The 17,894-nt window shown below is 70.6% G+C and carries 18 protein-coding genes, 1 pseudogene and 1 riboswitch; of the genes and pseudogenes, 10 read left to right on the top strand and 9 right to left on the bottom strand.

The genetic code is table 11. The features are described from left to right. Positions 1 to 23: 23 nt before the first annotated feature. Complete coding sequence (locus tag ACYVF7_RS10470) at positions 24 to 791, bottom strand: SDR family oxidoreductase (RefSeq protein WP_460338319.1); 768 nt, start codon at positions 789 to 791, stop codon at positions 24 to 26. Between the two features lie 73 nt (positions 792 to 864). On the opposite strand from ACYVF7_RS10470, the gene ACYVF7_RS10465 reads away from it, so the two are divergent. Next, on the top strand, positions 865 to 1,737 hold the full coding sequence (locus tag ACYVF7_RS10465) for a sigma-70 family RNA polymerase sigma factor (RefSeq protein WP_460338317.1): 873 nt from the start codon (positions 865 to 867) through the stop codon (positions 1,735 to 1,737). A gap of 1 nt (position 1,738) precedes the next feature. On the opposite strand, the gene ACYVF7_RS10460 is transcribed toward ACYVF7_RS10465, so the two are convergent. Beyond that, a complete protein-coding gene (locus ACYVF7_RS10460; protein ID WP_460338315.1) occupies positions 1,739 to 2,485 on the bottom strand; it encodes a helix-turn-helix transcriptional regulator in 747 nt (248 codons plus the stop codon). Positions 2,486 to 2,601: 116 nt separating this feature from the next. Between ACYVF7_RS10460 and folE the strand changes: the two genes are divergently transcribed. The 6 genes from folE (at position 2,602) to ACYVF7_RS10430 (ending at position 7,967) form a co-directional block, all read left to right on the top strand. Then, complete coding sequence (folE, locus tag ACYVF7_RS10455) at positions 2,602 to 3,249, top strand: GTP cyclohydrolase I FolE (RefSeq protein ID WP_460338313.1); 648 nt, start codon at positions 2,602 to 2,604, stop codon at positions 3,247 to 3,249. Between the two features lie 250 nt (positions 3,250 to 3,499). Further along, positions 3,500 to 3,730 carry a hypothetical protein gene (locus tag ACYVF7_RS10450; RefSeq protein ID WP_460338311.1) on the top strand — a complete coding sequence of 77 codons (231 nt, stop codon included), beginning with the start codon at positions 3,500 to 3,502 and terminating at the stop codon, positions 3,728 to 3,730. A gap of 179 nt (positions 3,731 to 3,909) precedes the next feature. Next, complete coding sequence (locus tag ACYVF7_RS10445) at positions 3,910 to 4,950, top strand: ABC transporter substrate-binding protein (RefSeq protein ID WP_460338309.1); 1,041 nt, start codon at positions 3,910 to 3,912, stop codon at positions 4,948 to 4,950. Positions 4,951 to 4,985: 35 nt separating this feature from the next. Continuing rightward, the gene (locus ACYVF7_RS10440) at positions 4,986 to 5,990 is read left to right on the top strand and encodes a FecCD family ABC transporter permease (RefSeq protein WP_460338307.1); all 1,005 of its coding nucleotides are present in this window, start codon (positions 4,986 to 4,988) and stop codon (positions 5,988 to 5,990) included. Continuing rightward, positions 5,987 to 7,072, top strand: coding sequence for a FecCD family ABC transporter permease (locus ACYVF7_RS10435; RefSeq protein ID WP_460338305.1), 1,086 nt, complete (start codon positions 5,987 to 5,989; stop codon positions 7,070 to 7,072). The genes ACYVF7_RS10440 and ACYVF7_RS10435 overlap by 4 nt, the downstream gene beginning before the upstream one ends. A 64-nt stretch (positions 7,073 to 7,136) precedes the next feature. After that, complete coding sequence (locus ACYVF7_RS10430) at positions 7,137 to 7,967, top strand: ABC transporter ATP-binding protein (RefSeq protein WP_460338303.1); 831 nt, start codon at positions 7,137 to 7,139, stop codon at positions 7,965 to 7,967. Here ACYVF7_RS10430 and ACYVF7_RS10425 read toward each other — a convergent pair. The 4 genes from ACYVF7_RS10425 to ACYVF7_RS10410 all read right to left on the bottom strand — a co-directional run bounded on the left by ACYVF7_RS10425 (position 7,945) and on the right by ACYVF7_RS10410 (position 12,798). After that, entirely contained in the window at positions 7,945 to 8,943 is a 999-nt protein-coding gene (locus ACYVF7_RS10425) for a ribonucleotide-diphosphate reductase subunit beta (RefSeq protein WP_460338302.1), read from the bottom strand. The genes ACYVF7_RS10430 and ACYVF7_RS10425 overlap by 23 nt on opposite strands. 64 nt (positions 8,944 to 9,007) lie before the next feature. Continuing rightward, positions 9,008 to 11,251 carry a ribonucleoside-diphosphate reductase subunit alpha gene (locus tag ACYVF7_RS10420; protein WP_460338300.1) on the bottom strand — a complete coding sequence of 748 codons (2,244 nt, stop codon included), beginning with the start codon at positions 11,249 to 11,251 and terminating at the stop codon, positions 9,008 to 9,010. Positions 11,252 to 11,347: 96 nt separating this feature from the next. Then, positions 11,348 to 11,563: riboswitch (cobalamin riboswitch) on the bottom strand. Positions 11,564 to 11,689: 126 nt separating this feature from the next. Beyond that, on the bottom strand, positions 11,690 to 12,547 hold the full coding sequence (locus ACYVF7_RS10415; RefSeq protein WP_460338298.1) for a CbtA family protein: 858 nt from the start codon (positions 12,545 to 12,547) through the stop codon (positions 11,690 to 11,692). Between the two features lie 35 nt (positions 12,548 to 12,582). Beyond that, the gene (locus ACYVF7_RS10410; RefSeq protein WP_460338296.1) at positions 12,583 to 12,798 is read right to left on the bottom strand and encodes a CbtB domain-containing protein; all 216 of its coding nucleotides are present in this window, start codon (positions 12,796 to 12,798) and stop codon (positions 12,583 to 12,585) included. Positions 12,799 to 12,999: 201 nt separating this feature from the next. Here ACYVF7_RS10410 and ACYVF7_RS10405 point away from each other — a divergent pair, with 201 nt between their 5' ends. Then, positions 13,000 to 13,605, top strand: coding sequence for a histidine phosphatase family protein (locus ACYVF7_RS10405; RefSeq protein WP_460338294.1), 606 nt, complete (start codon positions 13,000 to 13,002; stop codon positions 13,603 to 13,605). Here ACYVF7_RS10405 and ACYVF7_RS10400 read toward each other — a convergent pair. The 3 genes and pseudogenes from ACYVF7_RS10400 to ACYVF7_RS10390 form a co-directional block, all read right to left on the bottom strand. Beyond that, the gene (locus ACYVF7_RS10400) at positions 13,562 to 14,728 is read right to left on the bottom strand and encodes a glycosyltransferase family 4 protein (protein ID WP_460338292.1); all 1,167 of its coding nucleotides are present in this window, start codon (positions 14,726 to 14,728) and stop codon (positions 13,562 to 13,564) included. The genes ACYVF7_RS10405 and ACYVF7_RS10400 overlap by 44 nt on opposite strands. A gap of 181 nt (positions 14,729 to 14,909) precedes the next feature. Further along, on the bottom strand, positions 14,910 to 15,491 hold the full coding sequence (locus ACYVF7_RS10395; RefSeq protein WP_460338290.1) for an FAD-dependent monooxygenase: 582 nt from the start codon (positions 15,489 to 15,491) through the stop codon (positions 14,910 to 14,912). 130 nt (positions 15,492 to 15,621) lie between these two features. Next, a pseudogene (locus ACYVF7_RS10390) lies at positions 15,622 to 16,092 on the bottom strand (FAD-dependent monooxygenase); the annotation flags it as partial. A 93-nt stretch (positions 16,093 to 16,185) separates the two neighbouring features. On the opposite strand from ACYVF7_RS10390, the gene ACYVF7_RS10385 reads away from it, so the two are divergent. Both ACYVF7_RS10385 and ACYVF7_RS10380 read left to right on the top strand, forming a co-directional pair. Beyond that, positions 16,186 to 16,863 (top strand): TetR/AcrR family transcriptional regulator, encoded by a 678-nt coding sequence (locus ACYVF7_RS10385; RefSeq protein ID WP_460338288.1) that lies wholly within the window; start codon positions 16,186 to 16,188, stop codon positions 16,861 to 16,863. 205 nt (positions 16,864 to 17,068) lie between these two features. Then, the gene (locus tag ACYVF7_RS10380; protein WP_460338286.1) at positions 17,069 to 17,893 is read left to right on the top strand and encodes an IclR family transcriptional regulator; all 825 of its coding nucleotides are present in this window, start codon (positions 17,069 to 17,071) and stop codon (positions 17,891 to 17,893) included. Position 17,894: the final 1 nt, after the last annotated feature.

Genomic DNA, 17,894 nt, shown 5'->3' with positions numbered 1-17,894 from the left:
GAACCAGCAGTGATCACACGGCCTCACGCGCCGGTGGTCTGGGCGGTCAGGAACCGCTCCCAGGTCTCGCTGCCGGTGGGCTCGCCCAGGGTGAGGTTGGCGCCCGACCGGTAGGCCTTGCCGACCTTGCCCGGGACGCGGACCGGGAGCCGGATCCGGCGCTTGCCCACGGCGGCCAGGTAACTCCGCTGGAGCTCCTCCAGGGTGTGGACACGCGGTCCGGCCAGGTCGGCGACGCGGCCCGCAGGCTCGCCGAGGGCCAGCTCGGCCAGCCGGGCCGCCACCTCGCGGGAGGCGACGGGCTGCCAGCGGATCCCGCCCGGTGCCACCAGGACCGGCGCCTTCGCCATCGCCCGTACGGTCTTCAGCGTCAGCTCGTGGAACTGCGCGGCGCGCAGGATCGTGTACGGGATGCGGGAGGCGGCCACGATGCGCTCCGCCTCCGCCTTGCGGGCGAAGTAGCCGACCGGCACGGCGTCCGCGCCGATGACCGAGATGAGCACCAGGTGTTCGACGGTGCCCGCCCGCTCGGCCGCCTGGACGAGGTTCCGGGTGGCGACGTCATCGCCCTTGGGCCCGCCGGCCAGGTGCAGGACGGTCCGTACCCCGTCGAGCGCCTTGTCGAGGCCGTCCCCGGTCATCAGGTCGACGGCCACGTACTCCACGCCGTCGCCCGGCTCCCGGTCGTGCCGGCTCAGCACCCGGACCGTGTGCCCGGCCTGCCGAAGGAGCGGAACCACCTGCGAGCCGAGGAGCCCGGTGCCGCCGGTGACCAAAGTGGTGGAGGACATCTCCTAATCTCCCTCTTCGTAGATCTGCGGTGCGACACGGCTACGACCCGGCCGGGCTCAGGAATGTGACACGGTGATCCAAGATTTTTCGGCGCTCGACGAATTCGAGGCCGAGCGGCCCCGGCTGCGGGCGCTCGCCTACCGGATGCTCGGCTCCGGCGCCGAGGCGGACGACGCGGTCCAGGAGGCCTGGCTACGGTTCGACCGGACCGACCTGTCGCAGGTGGAGAACCTGGCGGCCTGGCTGACGACCGTGGTCAGCCGCGTCTGTCTCAACCTGCTCCGGACGCGGCAGACCCGGCGCGAGGAGTCGCTGGAGAGCTTCACCTCCGACTGGCTCGGCGCGGCCGACGACGACCGGATCCCGCAGGAGGAGGCCGAGCTGGCCGACTCGGTCGGGCTGGCGCTGCTGGTCGTGCTCGACCGGCTGAGCCCGGCGGAGCGGATCGCGTTCGTCCTCCACGACATGTTCGACGTGGCCTTCGACGACATCGCGCACATGATGGAGCGCAGCCCCGCCGCCGTCCGGCAGCTGGCCAGCCGGGCCCGCGCCAAGGTCCGGGGCCCCGGGGCGCGGACCGCGGATCCGGCCCGCCGGCGTCACGCGGTCGAGGCGTATCTGGCGGCGACGCGGACCGGGGACTTCGAGGCGCTGCTGACCCTGCTCGACCCCGAGGTCGAGCTCCGCGCCGACGCGGCGGTCACCGGCGCCAGGCCCCTCACCCTGCAGGGCGCCCTGGCCGTGGCCAGAAGTGCCATCGAGGCGGTCCCCCGCGCCCGCTTCACCGCCCTTGCCCTGGTCGACGGCGGCCCGGCGCTCGTCATGGCCCCACTCGGCCGGCTCTCGCTGGTCATCCAGTTCGCCTTCACCGGAACCGCGATCAGCGCCATCGACATCACCGCCGATCCGGAGCGCCTCCAGACCTTCGACGTCACCCTGGGCTGAGTCAGGAGGACTCGCCGGCGGTCTTCGCCTCGGGAGTCGCCGGTGAGACCTGGATGCAGCATTCACCGGGCCGGGGGGCCAGGACCGCCTGCAGCGCGGTGGCCTCCAGGCCGTCGAGGTAGCCGGCGAGGAAGGCGTGGTTCATCGCGCAGACCAGGTCGGGGGCCTCGGCGGCGAGGGGATGGAAGGGGCAGTTGCGCAGCCGAAGCCGCGTGGTCGTCTCCCGGGCCGGTTCGAAGCCGTATCGCTCGAGCATCCGCTCGCAGATCGTGAGGCCCCGCTCGGCGCCCAGGCGTCCCAGGCGGGTCGCCTGACGTTCGGCCGCGCCGAGGCCATGGCCGCGTTCGCCGGCCACGCGGACGGCCGCCTGCCGGGCGTCCTCGCCCGCAGTCTCGGTCAGGACGGCCTGCATGAGCATGTCGGCGAGGAGCTCGTGGCGCCGGTCGGGGATGGAGACCTGGACCGTGACGCCGGACGGCTCATAGAGCTTGGGCTGGCGGCCGACCCGGCGCAGGCCCCCCGGATGCTCGTAGTGCGCGCGCAGTAGGCCGGCGTTGACGAGCTTGTCGAGGTGGAACGCGGCCAGCTTCCGGGAGATCCCGACGCCGGCGGCGGCCTCGTCTCGGGTCACGGGCCGGCCCGCGCGGCGAACGAAGGTGTACAGGCGCCGCCGGGACTCCTCGCCCAGCAGGTTGACGGACTCCAGGGCGGCATCCGCCGAGACGGGCTGGTCTGAAGCTGATTCCACGCTCCCACGGTAACCCCTACCGGCGTTGGTCAAAGACAAACGACCTGCCGTGCGGCCTCGGATTCTTGACCCGGCACCGCAATAAGACCAATACTTGTTGGTAAAAAGGAGCTGAGATGAGCCACGGATCGCGTCCTTCACCTCGCCGCACGGCCGACGGGCCGTCGGCACGCGGCGTGTCCGCGCTGCGAGTGGTCCACGACACCGATGGCGTGGACCTGGTCGCGGCGGAGCGAGCCGCCGCCCAGTTCCTGCACGCGCTCGGCATCGGAACCGACTCCGAGAGCCTGCGCGGCACTCCCGGCCGGATGGCCCGGGCGTACGCGGAGTTGTTCAGCCCACGCCCGTTCGACCTGACCACCTTCCCCAACGACGAGGGTTACGACGAACTCGTCCTCGCCCGGGCGATCCCGTTGCGGTCCGTCTGCGAGCACCACCTGCTGCCCTTCGTCGGCACCGCGCACGTCGGATACCTGCCGGGGCAGCGGATCCTCGGCCTGTCGAAGCTCGCGCGCGTCGTCGAGCACTTCGCCTGCCGCCCCCAGGTGCAGGAACGCCTCACCAAGCAGGTCGCCGACTGGCTCAGCGACCAGTTGGAGCCCAAGGGCGTCGGCGTGGTCATCGAAGCCGAGCACACCTGCATGACGCTGCGCGGCGTCCAGGCCACCGGATCCCGCACCCTGACCTCCACTCTGCTCGGCGCCCTCCGCACCGACGCCCGCTCCCGCAGCGAATTCCTCGCCCTCACCGGAGTGTCCGGCTGACGGGCTTTAACTTCAGCCGAACCAATCCCCATTGTCCTATTGCGAGCGGCCTGCAATGCCAGGAACATCCCAATAGATAACGCAATAGGCCAGAATTACGGTCAAGCATTGTTATATACCTGTTTGTCGGTATTGATTCCTCGAGTCGAGCAAGGTGACATGGTACGAGCGAAAGGCTCGTGAGCTGGGCCGATCGCCCGCCGTATCGGCGCGACTCCGCGCCGGGAACGACTCAGGAGAGGCAGGTTTGATGAAGCTTTCCAAGAAGATGTCGATCGCCATATCCAGCCTGGCATTCGCGGGGACCGCCGTCTTCACCGCCGGAACCGCCCTACCGGCGAGCGCACAAACCGTATCCGCCGTGCCGCATCGGGCCGCCATCGCTCCGGCCTTCGGATGCTTCGGCGGATTCTTCAGCAATTGCGGCTTCTTCGGCTTCCATCGCAGCTTCTTCTTCGACGACTGCGATTGCGACTGCTGATCCACCGGCCGGCAGCCGGCCGAGGGCAGCACCCGCCGAGTTGAGCCAGGGGTCCCGCACCAGCAGGTGCGGGGCCCTTTCGCCGCTGAGACCGACCTCCTTGCGGGCTGCACACAGGGTTCAACATAAGGTTAGGCTCGCCTAACCACAAAGCTGAACCACTGCCAAAGGAGCCTCGGGTGTCTCTTCGGCGTCGCGGCACGGCCGCCGTCGCTCTCGCCATCACCGCCGTCCTGTCCCTCGGGGCGTGCGGCGGTGGATCCACCGGGAACGGAAAGGAAGGCGGCTCCGCGAAGCAGGAGAAGCAGTCGGTCGCGAAGGGCGGGAAGGACTTCGCGAGCGCCGCGGAGAAGACCGCGGCGATGGGGACGGACGCCAAGCCGGGCCAGTGGCCGCGGACGATCACGCATGCGATGGGCCGTACGGTCATCAAGGCGCAGCCCAAGCGGGTGGTCGTGCTGGACGTCGGCGAGCTCGACAACGTCGTCTCGCTGGGGATCAAGCCGGTCGGACTGGCCCCCACCGAGGGGTCGCCGGAGCTGCCGTCGTACCTGAAGAACGACGCGGGCGCGCCGAAGAACGTTGGAACGATCAACAGCCTCAACCTCGAGGCGATCGCCGCGCTCAAGCCCGACCTGATCCTGGGCAGCCGGCTCCGCGCCGCGGACTCCTACGACGAGCTGTCGAAGATCGCCCCCACGGTCTTCTCCATCCGCCCCGGCTTCACGTGGAAGCAGAACTACCTCCTCAACGCCGCCGCGCTCGACCGGACCGCGCAGGCCAAGGCGAAGCTCGCCGAGTACGACACGAAGGCCAAGGCCCTCGGGGCGAAGCTGGGCGCGAAGAAGCCGACCGTGTCGATGGTGCGGTTCATGCCGAACGGTGTTGTCCGGCTGTACGCGAACGCCTCCTTTATCGGCACGATCCTCAAGGACGTCGGCATCCCGCGCCCGAAGAACCAGGACGTCGACCAACTGGCGGCCGAGGTCAGCGCCGAGAACATCGACAAGGCCGACGCCGACTACATCTTCACCGGCGTGTACGGCGACCCGAAGGCCACCGACAAGAGCAAGGCCCAGGGCAACCCGCTGTGGAAGAACCTGAAGGCGGTCAAGGACGGCCACGCCTACGACGTGCCGGACGAGACCTGGTACCTGGGGCTGGGCGTCACCGCGGCCGACGCGGTCCTGACCGACCTGCAGAAGTACCTGACGGCGTGACCGCCCGACCCCGGAAGAGAGGGTGAGCGCGGCGCATGTCGCCATCGACCCGTCGCCGTGCCGCCTGGCTGCTGGTGGCCACGCTGGCGCTGCTCGTCGCCGTGCTGCTGAGCCTGGCGGTGGGCAGCCGGCAGATCGGCCCCGGAGAGGTGTTCCAGGCCCTGCTGCACGGCGGGACCGGTGACAACGCCCAGGTGGTGCGGTCGCTGCGGGTGCCCCGCACCGTCATCGGCATGCTGGTCGGCGCCGCGCTCGCGCTGGCCGGCGCCGTGATGCAGGGGGTGACCCGCAACCCGATCGCCGAACCGGGCGTCCTCGGCGTCAGCCAGGGCGCGTCGGTCGGCGTGGTGTGCGCGATCGCCTTCTTCGGCGTGCACACGCTGGTGGGCTATGTCTGGTTCGCGTTCGCCGGCGCCGCGCTGGCCGCGGTCGGCGTGTACGCCGTCGCCAGCGGCGGGTACCGCGGCGCCTCGCCGGTCAAGCTCGCCCTGGCCGGCGCCGCGATGAACGCCTTCCTCGCCTCCGTCGTCTCCGGGATCGTCACCACCAACGCCCGGGCCCTGGACGAGTTCCGCTTCTGGCAGGTCGGCTCGATCAGCGGACGCGGCAGCGAGGTCATCGGTCAGGTGTGGCCGTTCCTGCTGGCCGGTCTGGTGCTGGTCGCGGCGATGTCCCGCGGGCTGGACGCCCTGGCCCTCGGCGACGAGGCCGCCACGGGCCTGGGTCACAACGTCGCCCTGCTGCGCGCGCTCGGCGCGCTCGGCGCGACCGTGCTCACCGGGGCGGCGGTGGCCGCCGTCGGCCCCATCGCCTTCACCGGCCTGGCCGTGCCGCACATCGCGCGGGCCCTCGTGGGCACCGCGCACCGCTGGGTGCTCCCGCTGGCCGCGCTGCTCGGACCCGTGATGCTCCTGGTCTCCGACGTGCTCGGCCGTATCATCTTCCCTCCCTCGGAGGTGCCGGTGGCCGTCATGACCGCGCTGCTCGGCGTGCCGTTCCTCATCGCGCTCGTACGCCGCAAGGCGGTGGTGGCCACATGAGCGTGCACAGCCCTGCCTCAAGCCACCCAAGGGTCGTACGGCCGCCCGGTCATGCCGTGCTGCGGCTCGGACGCGGCAGCCTCCTGGTGCATCGCCGGGCCTTCGTGGTCGCGGTGGCGCTCGCCGTGCTGCTGGCCGCGGTCGTGGTCGCCTCCCTGTGCGCCGGCGAGTCCTTCGTCTCACCGGTGCAGGTGTGCCGGGTCCTGCTCGGCCAGCCCAGTCCCGACGAACTCGTCGTCGGCACCCTGCGCCTGCCGCGCCTCGTCGTGGGCCTGCTCGCCGGGACCGCCTTCGGCGTGGCGGGCGCCCTGATCCAGACCGTCGCCCGCAATCCGCTGGCCAGCCCCGACGTCATCGGCGTGACGCACGGCGCGGGCGCGGCGACGGTCGCCGCGATGAGCTTCGGCGTCGCCTCGTACGACGCCCTGCCGTACGTCTCCGTCGGCGGTGGCCTCGCGGCGACGCTGCTGGTGTACGTGTTCGCGTGGCGGCGCGGGCTGAACGCCTCGCGCTTCGTGCTGGTCGGCATCGGCATCTCGGTCGCCCTGGGCTCTCTCACGCAGTTGTTCCTCACCAAGGGCGACTACCTCGTCGCGCAGCAGGCCAAGGTCTGGCTGACCGGCTCCCTCAACGGGCGCGGGTACGACCACGCGGCGCCGCTCGCCCTCGTCCTGCCGGCGGCGGTCCCGGCGGCTCTGTGGGCGGCCCGCGCCCAGCGCAGCGCGCTCTTCGACGACGACACGGCCACGGCCCTGGGGGTACCGCTGGACCGGATTCGGCTCGGCCTGGCCGTGCTCGGGGTCGTCCTGGCGTCGATGGCGACCGGCGCGGCCGGGCCGATCGACTTCGTCGCCCTGCTGGCACCGCAGATCGCCCGCCGCCTCACCCGTACGGTCCAGATCCCCCTGCTGTCCTCCGCGCTGGCCGGCGCCCTGGTCGTCGTCGTGGCGGACCTGCTGGCCCGCCGTTTGTTCGCCCCGATCGAGCTGCCGGTCGGCGTCCTCACCGCCGTGGTGGGCGCCCCGTACCTGATGTGGCTCATCGTCCGCACCCGCAGCCGTTCCGGAGGCACCACCCCATGAGTGAGCGAAGCGAGCGAATCGAAAGCGCAGTGCCTCTGGTCACTCCTCCGACGAAGGAGGGCGCATGAGCCGTATCGGTACCAGCCGCCTCACGGCGCAGGACCTGACCCTCGCGTACGAGGACCGGATCGTCGTCGACGGCCTGGACCTGGAGATCCCCGACGGGCGGGTCACCGTCATCGTCGGCCCCAACGCATGCGGCAAGTCCACCCTGCTGCGGGCCCTCGGCCGGCTCCTCAAGCCACGCCGCGGGGTGGTGCTGCTGGACGGCGCCGAACTCGCCCACGTCTCCCGCAAACAGATCGCGCGGACCGTGGGCGTCCTGCCCCAGTCGCCCACACCCCCGGACGGGATCACCGTCGCCGACCTGGTGGCACGCGGCCGTCAACCGCACCAGAAGTGGTGGCAGCAGTGGTCGGAAGAGGACGAGCGGGCCACTGCGGAGGCCCTGGAACGCACCGCGACCGCGGACCTCGCCGAACGCCCGGTGGACGAGCTGTCGGGCGGTCAGCGCCAGCGGGCGTGGATCGCGATGGCCCTGGCCCAGGACACCGACCTGCTGCTCCTCGACGAGCCCACGACGTATCTGGACATCGCTCACCAGGTGGAAGTACTGGACCTGATCCGGCAGCTCAACCATGAGCGCGGGCGCACCGTCGTCGCCGTCCTCCACGACCTCAACCAGGCCGCCCGCTACGCCGATCACATCGTCGCCATGAAGGCCGGCCGCATCGTCGCCCAGGGCCCGCCGCGTGACGTGGTCACCGCGGACCTGGTCCGGGAGGTCTTCGGCCTGACGTCCGTCGTCGTCCCGGACCCGGTCACCGGCGGACCGCTCGTCGTACCCGGCATGGCGTGGCAGCCCGAAGAGGTCAGAACACCTCGTCGAGGCTGACCGTCCCTTCGACGGCGACCTGGTAGGCCGACACGCGGCGTTCGAAGAAGTTGGACAGCTCCTGGACGTCCTGCAGCTCCATGAACGGGAACGGGTTGGCGGTGCCGTACCTGACCGGCAGGCCGAGGCGGGCGAGGCGCTGGTCGGCGACGTTCTCCAGGTAGGCGCGCATGTCGGTGGCGGTCATGCCGGGCAGGCCGTCGCCGCACAGGTCGTGGGCGAAGGCGAGTTCGGCGGCGACGGCCTCCTCCAGCATCGCCCAGACCTGCCCGGTCAGCTCCTCGTCGAACAGGTCGGGTTCTTCGGCGCGTACGGTGTCGACGACGCTGAAGGCGAACTCCATGTGCATCGACTCGTCGCGGAAGACCCAGTTCGTGCCCGAGGCGAGGCCGTTGAGCAGGCCCCGCGAGCGCAGCCAGTAGACGTAGGCGAAGGCGCCGTAGAAGAACAGGCCCTCGATGCAGGCGGCGAAGCAGATCAGGTTGAGCAGGAACGCCCGCCGGTCCTCCCGGGTCCGCAGCCGGTCCATCGCGCCGAGGGAGTCGATCCAGCGGAAGCAGAACTCCGCCTTGTCGCGGATCGAGGGGATGTTCTCCACCGCGGCGAACGCCTTGACGCGTTCGTCGTGGTCGGGCAGGTAGGTGTCGAGCAGGGTCAGGTAGAACTGCACGTGCACGGCCTCTTCGAACAGCTGCCGTGACAGGTACAGACGCGCCTCGGGCGCGTTGAGGTGCGTGTAGAGGTTGAGCACCAGGTTGTTGGCCACGATCGTGTCACCGGTGGCGAAGAAAGCGACCAGCCGGTTGACCAGGTGCAGTTCCTCGGGTGTGAGCCGGGCCAGATCGGCGAGGTCGGAATGCAGGTCGACCTCTTCGACGGTCCAGGTGTTGCGGATCGCGGCGCGGAACCGGTCGTAGAAGGCCGGGTAGCGCATCGGCCGCAGGGTCAGGTCCATGCCGGGGTCGAGCAGGCTCATGAGCCCTCCTTCGTCGGGGGAGCGGCCAGGCGCACTGTGCTCATGATTCGCTCGCTGCGCTCGCTCATTGGCACGCCTCGCAGGTCTCGGGGTTCTCCAGGGAGCACATGAGCGTCTCCTGGACGGGGGCGACGGTCGTCTGCGCGATCCGGGTGGCCGGCCGTGACCGCAGGTAGTACGTGGTCTTGAGACCTGACCTCCAGGCGTAGGCGTACATCGAGGACAGCTTCCCGATGGTCGGGCTCGCCATGAACAGGTTCAGCGACTGGGACTGGTCGATGTAGGGCGTACGAGCCGCGGCCAGGTCGATCAGCGCCTTCTGCGGGAGTTCCCACGCGGTGCGGTACAGCCGCCGCAGCTCTTCCGGGAGCTCCGCGATCTCCTGCACCGATCCGTCGGCGCGCTTGATCGCGTCGCGCACCCGCGGCGTCCACCGCCCGCGCGCCTTCAGGTCCGCCACCAGGTAGGTGTTGATCTGCAGGAACTCCCCCGACAGGGTCTCGCGCTTGAAGACGTTGGACACCTGCGGCTCGACGCACTCGTAGCAGCCGGCGATGGAGGCGATGGTCGCGGTCGGCGCGATCGCGACCAGCAGCGAGTTGCGCAGCCCGACCTCGCCGATCCGGGCCCGCAGCGTCTCCCACTCGGCGGCGTGGACCGGTACGGCGTCCGGCCAGTGGTCGGGGTGCAGGACGCCGCGGGCGGCGCGCGTCCGGTCGTAGGAGGGGTGCGGGCCGTAGGTCGCGGCCAGCGCCGCGGACTCCCCGTAGGCGGCGAGCGCGATCTCCTCGGCGATGCGCGTGGAAAACGCGAGCGCCTCGGGTGAGTCGAAGGGCAGCCGCAGCCGGAAGAACACGTCCGCCAGGCCCATCACGCCGAGCCCGATCGGCCGCCACCGCCGGTTCGCCGTCGCCGCCTCCGGCGTCGGGTAGAAGCCGCGGTCGATCGTCCGGTCCAGGAACCGCACCGCCGTACGCGCGGTCGCCCGCAGCCGCGCCCAGTCGAGGTCGTCGTCGGTCACGTGGGCGGCGAGGTTGATCGAGCCGAGGTTGCACACCGCGGTCTCGGCGTCGTGGGTGACCTCGAGGATCTCGGTGCACAGGTTGGACAGGTGCACGACGTTGCCGGGCTCGGCGGTCTGGTTGCAGGCGCGGTTGGCGGCGTCCTTGAACGTCATCCAGCCGTTGCCGGTCTGGGCGAGGGTGCGCATCATCGCCCCGTAGAGCTGCCGCGCCGGGACCTGCCGGACGAACCGGCCCTCGGCCTCGGCCGCCCGGTAGGCGCGGTCGAACTCCTCGCCCCACAGGTCCACCAGCTCCGGCACCTGCTTGGGATCGAACAGCGACCAGGTCGCGTCCGCCTCGACCCGGCGCATGAACTCGTCCGGCACCCAGTTGGCCAGGTTGAGGTTGTGCGTACGCCGCGCGTCCTCGCCGGTGTTGTCCCGGAGCTCGAGGAACTCCTCCACGTCGGCGTGCCAGGGCTCGAGGTAGACGCACGCGGCGCCCTTGCGCCGGCCGCCCTGGTTGACCGCCGCGACGCTCGCGTCCAGCGTCCGCAGCCACGGCACGATCCCGTTGGAGTGCCCGTTCGTGCCCCGGATCAGCGAGCCCCGGCTCCGCACCCGGCTCCAGGAGATCCCGATGCCGCCGGCGTACTTGCTCAGCCGGGCCACCTGGCCGTACCGCTCGTAGATGGCCTCCAGCTCGTCGCGCGGGGAGTCCAGCAGGAAGCAGGAGGACAGCTGCGGGCGGGCGGCCCCGGAGTTGAACAGCGTCGGCGAACTCGGCAGGTACGCCAGCCGCGACATCAGGCCGTACAGCTCCGCCGCCTCGGCCACGCTCTCGGCCAGCCCGCAGGCCACCCGCAGGAAGAAGTGCTGCGGGCGCTCCAGCACCCGCCGCGTCGTCGGATGCCGCAGCAGGTACCGGTCATAGACGGTGCGCAGCCCGAAGTAGGTGAACCGGTCGTCGGCGTCATGGTCGACCAGCGCGTCCAGCGCCGCCGCGCTACCGGCGACGAACCCCGCGGTCTGCTCGTTGAGCAGCCCCTGCCCATGGGCCACCGCGACGGACTCGGTGAACGTCACCGGCCCGGTCTCCGCCGCGATCGACCGGGCGAGCAGCCGGGCCGCCACCGTCGAGTAGACCGGGTCGGTGACGACCAGCGCGGCGGCCCGCCGTACGGCCTCGGCCAGATCACCGGCTCCGGTGATGAGCGCCGGATCGGCCTCCGGCAGTCTGGCGCAGACACGCTCGACCTCGGAAGCGGCGGTGGCCGGGTTGGGCGCGATGAGCTGTTGTGTCACGTGCTCTCCTCGTGGGCTTCACCCTCGCGGAACGGACGCGCACGGACGGCAGGCTCCGCCGCCGGCCCTCCCGCGAGGCCTGGACGACCGCGCGCTCTCGCGCACGGGTCGCTGGCAGGTCTTCGGACTCGCGGGCACGCCTGCCAGGGCAGACGCCTAGTGGCCGTCGCTTCCCAGGCCCGATCGAGCCCAGTGCCATTGACGGCGGTCGTTCCCGCTCACCGCTGCGGGGCAGTCCCGGAATTCCACCGGGTTCCCTCTTACGACACCTGTCCCAGAAGGAACAGGTGAACCAGCAACAACGAGAACCATACATGTAGGGGGTAGAGGAGCGCACCACCACTAGATATTGGGCGTGTTGCGGAAGGGAGCCTGCGAGCCGCGCGCGCCGAAACGGCCCTCGGCGGTGATCCGCCGAGGGCCTTCGGGAGGTGCGTCCTACGCCGTGACCGGTGCCTGCGCGGTCCGGGGACCTTCGGCCGTACGGGCGAGCAGTCGTTCGGCCATCGGCGCGAAGCACAGGCCGATCGCGGCCCACATGATCGCCTGCGCGGCCACCGAGTACAGGCGGAAGGAGAACAGCACGTCCGCCGGGAAACCCGGATAGACGATCTGCCCCTGCTGGTTCTTCAGCGGGAGCGGTGTCTCCGTCGCGTGCCTGCCGTACTCGTGGACGTTCGCCGACAGGTGCCCGAACGAGGGAAGCACGGCCATCACGACCCCGAGCGCCACGACGCAGGCCAGCCCGGCCAGCAGGGTCGAGTTCCAGTTCCCGAAGCGGGGCTTGAGCTTCTGGCCGAGCCAGACCGCCAGGATCAGGAACAGGATGGAGAACCCGACCATCAGCAGGTACAGGCCACCTCGGTCGCGGATGGTCTCGTGGTGGCCGACCGCGGGCGGATCGGCCGGGTACTTGGCGAAGGGGATCAGGTAGAACCCCAGGAACCCGCCGAGGGCGACCAGCAGCGCCAGCGTCCGTGGCCGCAGGTTCCCGGTGCGGCCGCAGGCCAGGATGTAGGCGACCGCGTACAGGGCGCCCATCGCGGCGCCGAACAGGATGACGCCGACGCCGGCGCCGACGTTCGCCTGGATGGTGCGGCTGAAGAGGTCCGGGTGGGCGGCCTCGGGCGTGATGCCCGCCGCCTTGTCGAGCATCGCCTGCGCGGCGTCCCGGCCGCTCTCATAGTCGACGGCGGCCTGGATCTGCGGTTCGGCGAAGATCCGCGCGAAGACGAACGCCAGGATTCCACCGATCGCGCCCACGAGCAGCCCACGCAGGATGAATCGCCGTTCCACGGCGTACTCCTAAAGGTGTGGCGTCGCGGACGGGATCAGTGGCAGGGGAACCCGAGGAGGTGCCGGGCGTCGTGGACGAACTCGTGGATGGCCATGTTGTTGCCGAAGACCGAGGTCGCGCCCTGGTCGACGCCGATGAAGTAGTACACGGCCAGGCCGAGCAGCACGGTGCCGAACAGCCACAGGGCGGCCCGGGTACGGGTAACCACGACGGGAGTCGTACGGCGGGTGGGCAGCGTCGAGGTCGTCATGTCACAGCCTCCTCAAGGGATCCAGCGTCCCTGTCACGGGTGGAGCGCTTAGATGGCGGAGGGTCTGACTACCCGGCTCGAGGCCGGAACACAGTGGCGCGACCGTGCCGGATTTGCACCGGCTTCCTCTTACCATCACGTTCGTCCGGATCGTACGACCGAAAGTCGGCACCGTCAACGTCGCAGGAGGTCACCTACCCCATGACCGTACGGCTCGCGCTCATCGCGCACGCGGCCACCCGCGCCACCCGCGAGGCCCGCTTCCCCGATGACGAACCCCTCGACACGCACGGCGCCGAAGCGGCCACGGCCGCCGCGGGGGCGCTGCGCCGCGTCACGGCGGCCTACCGCGGGCCCGAGGAACGCTGCCGTCAGACCGCCGCCGCGCTCGGCCTCGACGCGGCGACCGCGCCCGCCCTGGCCGACCTCGACGCGGGCACCTGGCGAGGCAGAACCCTCACCGAAGTGGAGGCGGACCACCCCGCTGACCTGTACGCATGGCTGACCGACCCCCACGCGGCCCCGCACGACGGCGAGTCGCTGTCCGGACTGCTCGCCCGCGTCGCGCAGTGGCTGACCGAACTCCCCACCGACGCCGCCAGGGTCGTGGCCGTCACCCACCCCGCGATCATCCGTGCCGCCGTCCTCCACACGCTGGGCGCCCCGCCCGAATGCTTCTGGCGCCTCGACGTGAGCCCCCTGTCGCAGACCTGGCTGACACGCCACGGCGGACGCTGGCAGCTACGCGAGACCGGTCACGCACTCACCGCGCCGTCCGCGGACCGCGGTTGGCGAGGAGTTCGGTGAGCAGGTTCTCCCATTGCCAGGCGATGGTGGTGACGTCGTAGCGGGCGGCGGCCTGGTGGGCGGCCGCGCCCATGGCACGGCGTTTGGCGGGGTCGTCGATGAGTTCGCCGAGGGCGTCGGCCAGCGCGTCGGTGTCGGCGGGTGGTACGAGGAGTCCGGTGCGGCCGTGGGTGATGATCTCGCGGGGGCCGTGTGGGCAGTCGAAGCTGACGGCCGGGACGCCGCAGGCGAAGGCCTCGATGATGGTCATGCCGAAGCCTTCGAAGGATGAGGACAGCGCGAGAACGGACGCCTCCGCGAAGGCGGTGTAGATGTCGCTGGTACGGCCCATGAACGCGACGTTGTCGCCCAGGTTGTGCTGTGCGGCGACGGCGCGCAGCTTGTCCTGCTCGGGTCCGCTCCCGTACAGGCGCAGCGTCCAGTCGGGATGAGTGGTGCTGACCTTGGCGAAGGCGGTGATGAGCCGTTCGTAGTGCTTGACCTTGGCCATGCGGCCGGCCGCGGCGATCACGGGGGCGTTCAGGCCGGAGGTCGGTTTGGCGCCCGCGGGCAGCGCGTTGGAGATGGCCTGCAGACGTGTGGGTGCGTCGGCGAGGAAGCCGGCGTAGGCGCTCCGGTCGGCCTCGGTGAGGGTCACCAGGGCGTCCAGGCGTGGGTACCAGCGGCTCATCCGCTCCCGCAGGCCCGGGCGGTGCGCGTCCAGATGAAGGTGCTCCTGGCCGACCACGACGACGCCGCGCGGGGCGAAGCGGGCGGCCAGCAGGTTGAACGCCGGGCGAGTGGTGATCAGCACATCGGTGTCCAGCCCGCGCAGCGCCCGCCACATCTCGTAGTCGCCGCGCAACGTGACCTCTGACCAGATCCTCTCGCTGTGGGGCACCAGCCGGCTGTTGTGCCGGCTCAGTCTCGCCGCGAACCGGCCGGGACGCGCTCCTTTGCGATGGTCGATCAGTGTGCGGACGCTGATGCGGTCGTCGATCGGAAAGAACGGATCATCCCGCCGCCGATGCAAGGTGATGATCTCGACGTCGTGACGCATCGCGAGGTGGTTGGCGAGGGTGAGGGTGGCGCGGATCGTACCGCCCATGCCGTAGGCGGACTCGAGCAGAAACGTGATCTTCATGCGCGGCATCTCCAGGGGGTGTCGGAGCCGGGCCACCGCCTCGCCGGTGCAACAGAATGGCGATCACTTCGATGCGGCGTATCAGACTGCTATGAACAGCAGGAACAGCTACTATTGAGATAGTATGACCGTGATAGTACTACTGAGTTCGTAGCCTGCCGACCGACACCGCCGTCGCGCTTCAGGCGCCGACGCCGAGGGGTGGAGTCCAGGACAGGGCGGCTCCCGCCGAGCTCACCAGCAGCGACGTGGGCAGCGCCGAGGCGACGGTGTCGCGCAGCAGGGCCGCCGCCGGGTTGCGCGTCTGCATGATCCGGCCGAGCCTGCCGGACGTGCGCGCCATCCGTTCGGTGCGGGGGCGCCTGAGTTCGTCATAGGCGCGCAGCCCGGCGTCGACGCCACGCTCCTCGATCGCGGCGGCGAGGGTCACGGCGTCCTCGATGGCCAGGCAGGCGCCCTGGCCGATGTCCGGAGTCACGGCGTGGGCGGCGTCGCCGAGCAATACCACTCGACCGTGGACGAATCCGGGCAGCCTGGCCCGCAGGTAGTACACATCGTGCCGCAGCAGGGTGTCCTCGGGGGTCGCCGAGAAGAGCCCGGGAATGGGGTCGTGCCATCCCCGGAACCGGTCGGCCAGCAGGCCGAGGTCGTGCTCGGGAGTGGCGTGCTCCGGGACGCTTTCGCAGGCGAACCAGTAGATCTGGCCGTCGTTGATCGTCGCGGAGCCGAAGCGTGCGCCACGCCCCCAGGTCTCGGACAGCACGGCCGGGCACGCCCATGGGCTCGGCCCGCTCCGCGGGAACGATGCCGCGCCAGACGGTGTATCCGGCATACGTCGGGCCGGGATAGTCGGGGAGCAGTGCCGCGCGCATCCGGCTGCCGACGCCGTCGGCGACCACGACCAGGTCGGCCGTCTCCGACACGGTGCCGTCCGCGGTGCGCAGGGTGACCGTGGCCGCGCCGGACCCTGGGGCGACCTTCTCGGCGCGGTGGTCCGTTCGCAGCACGTCCGCGTCCAGCCCCGCCATGAGGAGTCGGTGCAGCTCAGCCCGGTGCAGGGCGTAGAACGGGGCGCCGTAGCGGCGCTCGATCTCCTCGGCGGGGATGTGCCCGACGCGGCTCCCTGAGCGCAGCCGGATCTCCAGGCCGGTCTGGCGCCGGCCGCGATCACGCAGGGCCGGCCCGAGGCCGAGGTGGTCCAGAGCCTTGACTGCGTTGGGAGCGATGCCGACGCCGGCTCCTACCGCCGCGATGGCGGGAGCCTGTTCGCGGACCGTCACGTGCCAGCCGATGCGACGCAGGGCGTGAGCGGCCGTCAGGCCGCCGATCCCCGCGCCGATGATGATCGCCGTGTTCGCACTCATCCGTCACTCCCGATTCAAACAGTCGTTTCAAACGATCATTTGAAACGGATGCTATACCCTGGCGCTGCCACTGCGACCCGCCCGGGGGATGTGATGACCGCGCACGACGACCAGCCCGCTCCGCGAGAGACGAGGACCACCCGGGAGCGGTTGATCGACTCGGCTGTGCGGCTGTTCGGCGAGCGGGGCATCGAGGCGACGTCGCTGCGGACGCTGACCGAAGCGGCCCGGACCAACATCGCCGCGGTCAACTACCACTTCGGGTCCAAGGATGGCCTGCTGCGCGCCGTCATCGACCAGACGATGCAGGCGGTCAACGACGAACGCCGTCGCCGGCTGGACGGGCTCGAGTCCGAGGCCCAGCCCCCCTCCGTGGCGGCACTGGTGCGCGCGTTCGTCGAACCGGGCACCGGCCTCGTGGCGGAACACGGCCCGAGCGGGCCCGACGTCGCGCGCTTCATCGGCCGCATGATCGGCGAACCCGATCCGAAGGTCCGGCAGATCTTCGCCGACCAGGTCGACGCCGTGGAGGGCCGTTACCTCACCGCGCTGGGCCGGGCCCTGCCCGGCCTGGATGAGGAAGGCGTCCGATTCGCCTACACGAGCATGCTGGGGCTGCTCAGTCTCCATCAGTCCGGGGCGTTCGCGATCGTGGAATGGCCGCAGCGGCAGACCTCCCGCCCCGAGGAAGACGGTTCCCCCGATCGCGAGCGCCTCGTCGCCTTCATCACCGGCGGAGTCCTCGCCACCGCGGCCGCTACGAGCACCTGAAGGACCGTTCGCCGGTCGCTCCACCACCTTGATCACTAGGGAGATCGTGCCCTCCCCGGGGTGATCGACCGGTTCCCTGCGCCGTGTCCACGCGTGTCCGAATTTTGGGACGAACTATTGACCCATCGCGACGGCGTCTTTACCGTCATGGCCACCTGTCCTGATGAGCAGGAAGGCGTCCCATTCAGTGGAACAAGGGGAAGCCATGGCAGTCCCAGACGACCAGTCAGCGGAACACTCGCCCACCGAAAAGCCCACCGGCACGCTCGAGCGGGGTCTGGCGATCCTGGATCTGCTCGGCACGACGGGTCCGATCGGGGCCGGCCATATCGCCGAGGCCCTCGGGTTGTCCCGCAGCGCGACGTACCGGATCCTCGGCACCCTGCGGGAGTCCGGGTACGTCGAGTGGGACGAGTCCGACCGCATCACCCTCGGGTTCCGCACCATCCAGCTCGGGTTCACCGCCTTGAACTCCCTGGACCCGGTCGCCCTCGCGTACGCGCATCTTCGCGACCTCGCCGCCACGGTGGAGGAGTCCGCGCTGCTCGCGATCCCCGACGGCCACGAGATGGTCTACCTCGCTCATGAGGAGGCCCGGGGGCATTCGATCACCATGCGGCCCCTGCTCGGCTCCCGTCGCCGGCTGCACTGCACGTCGCTCGGCAAGGCGTACCTCGCCGCGCTGCCGATCGACGAGGCGGACGCCCTGGTCGACCGCATGGAACTGCCCGCCATCACGCCGAACACCATCAGCGACCCGACACGGCTCCGCCGTGAGCTCGACGAGGTCAGGGTGCGCGGCTACGCCATCGACGACGTCGAGAACGAACCCGGCGTGGTCTGTTTCGGCGCGGCGGTGCGGGACCACCGCGGCCGGCCGATCTGCGCGATCAGTGTGGCCGGGCCGGAGGAACGGATGCGCGCCAAGCAGGACATCGCCGTGTCGCTGATCGTCGAGCACGCGTTCGCGATCTCGCGTCGGCTCGGATACGCCGGCCCGGCGGCCGGCGTCGGCTCCCCCAGGAGGTAAC

Source organism: Actinoallomurus acanthiterrae, from assembly GCF_054775715.1.
Note: the sequence above shows the minus strand (reverse complement) of the source record. Positions and strands in the feature narration are given on the sequence as shown.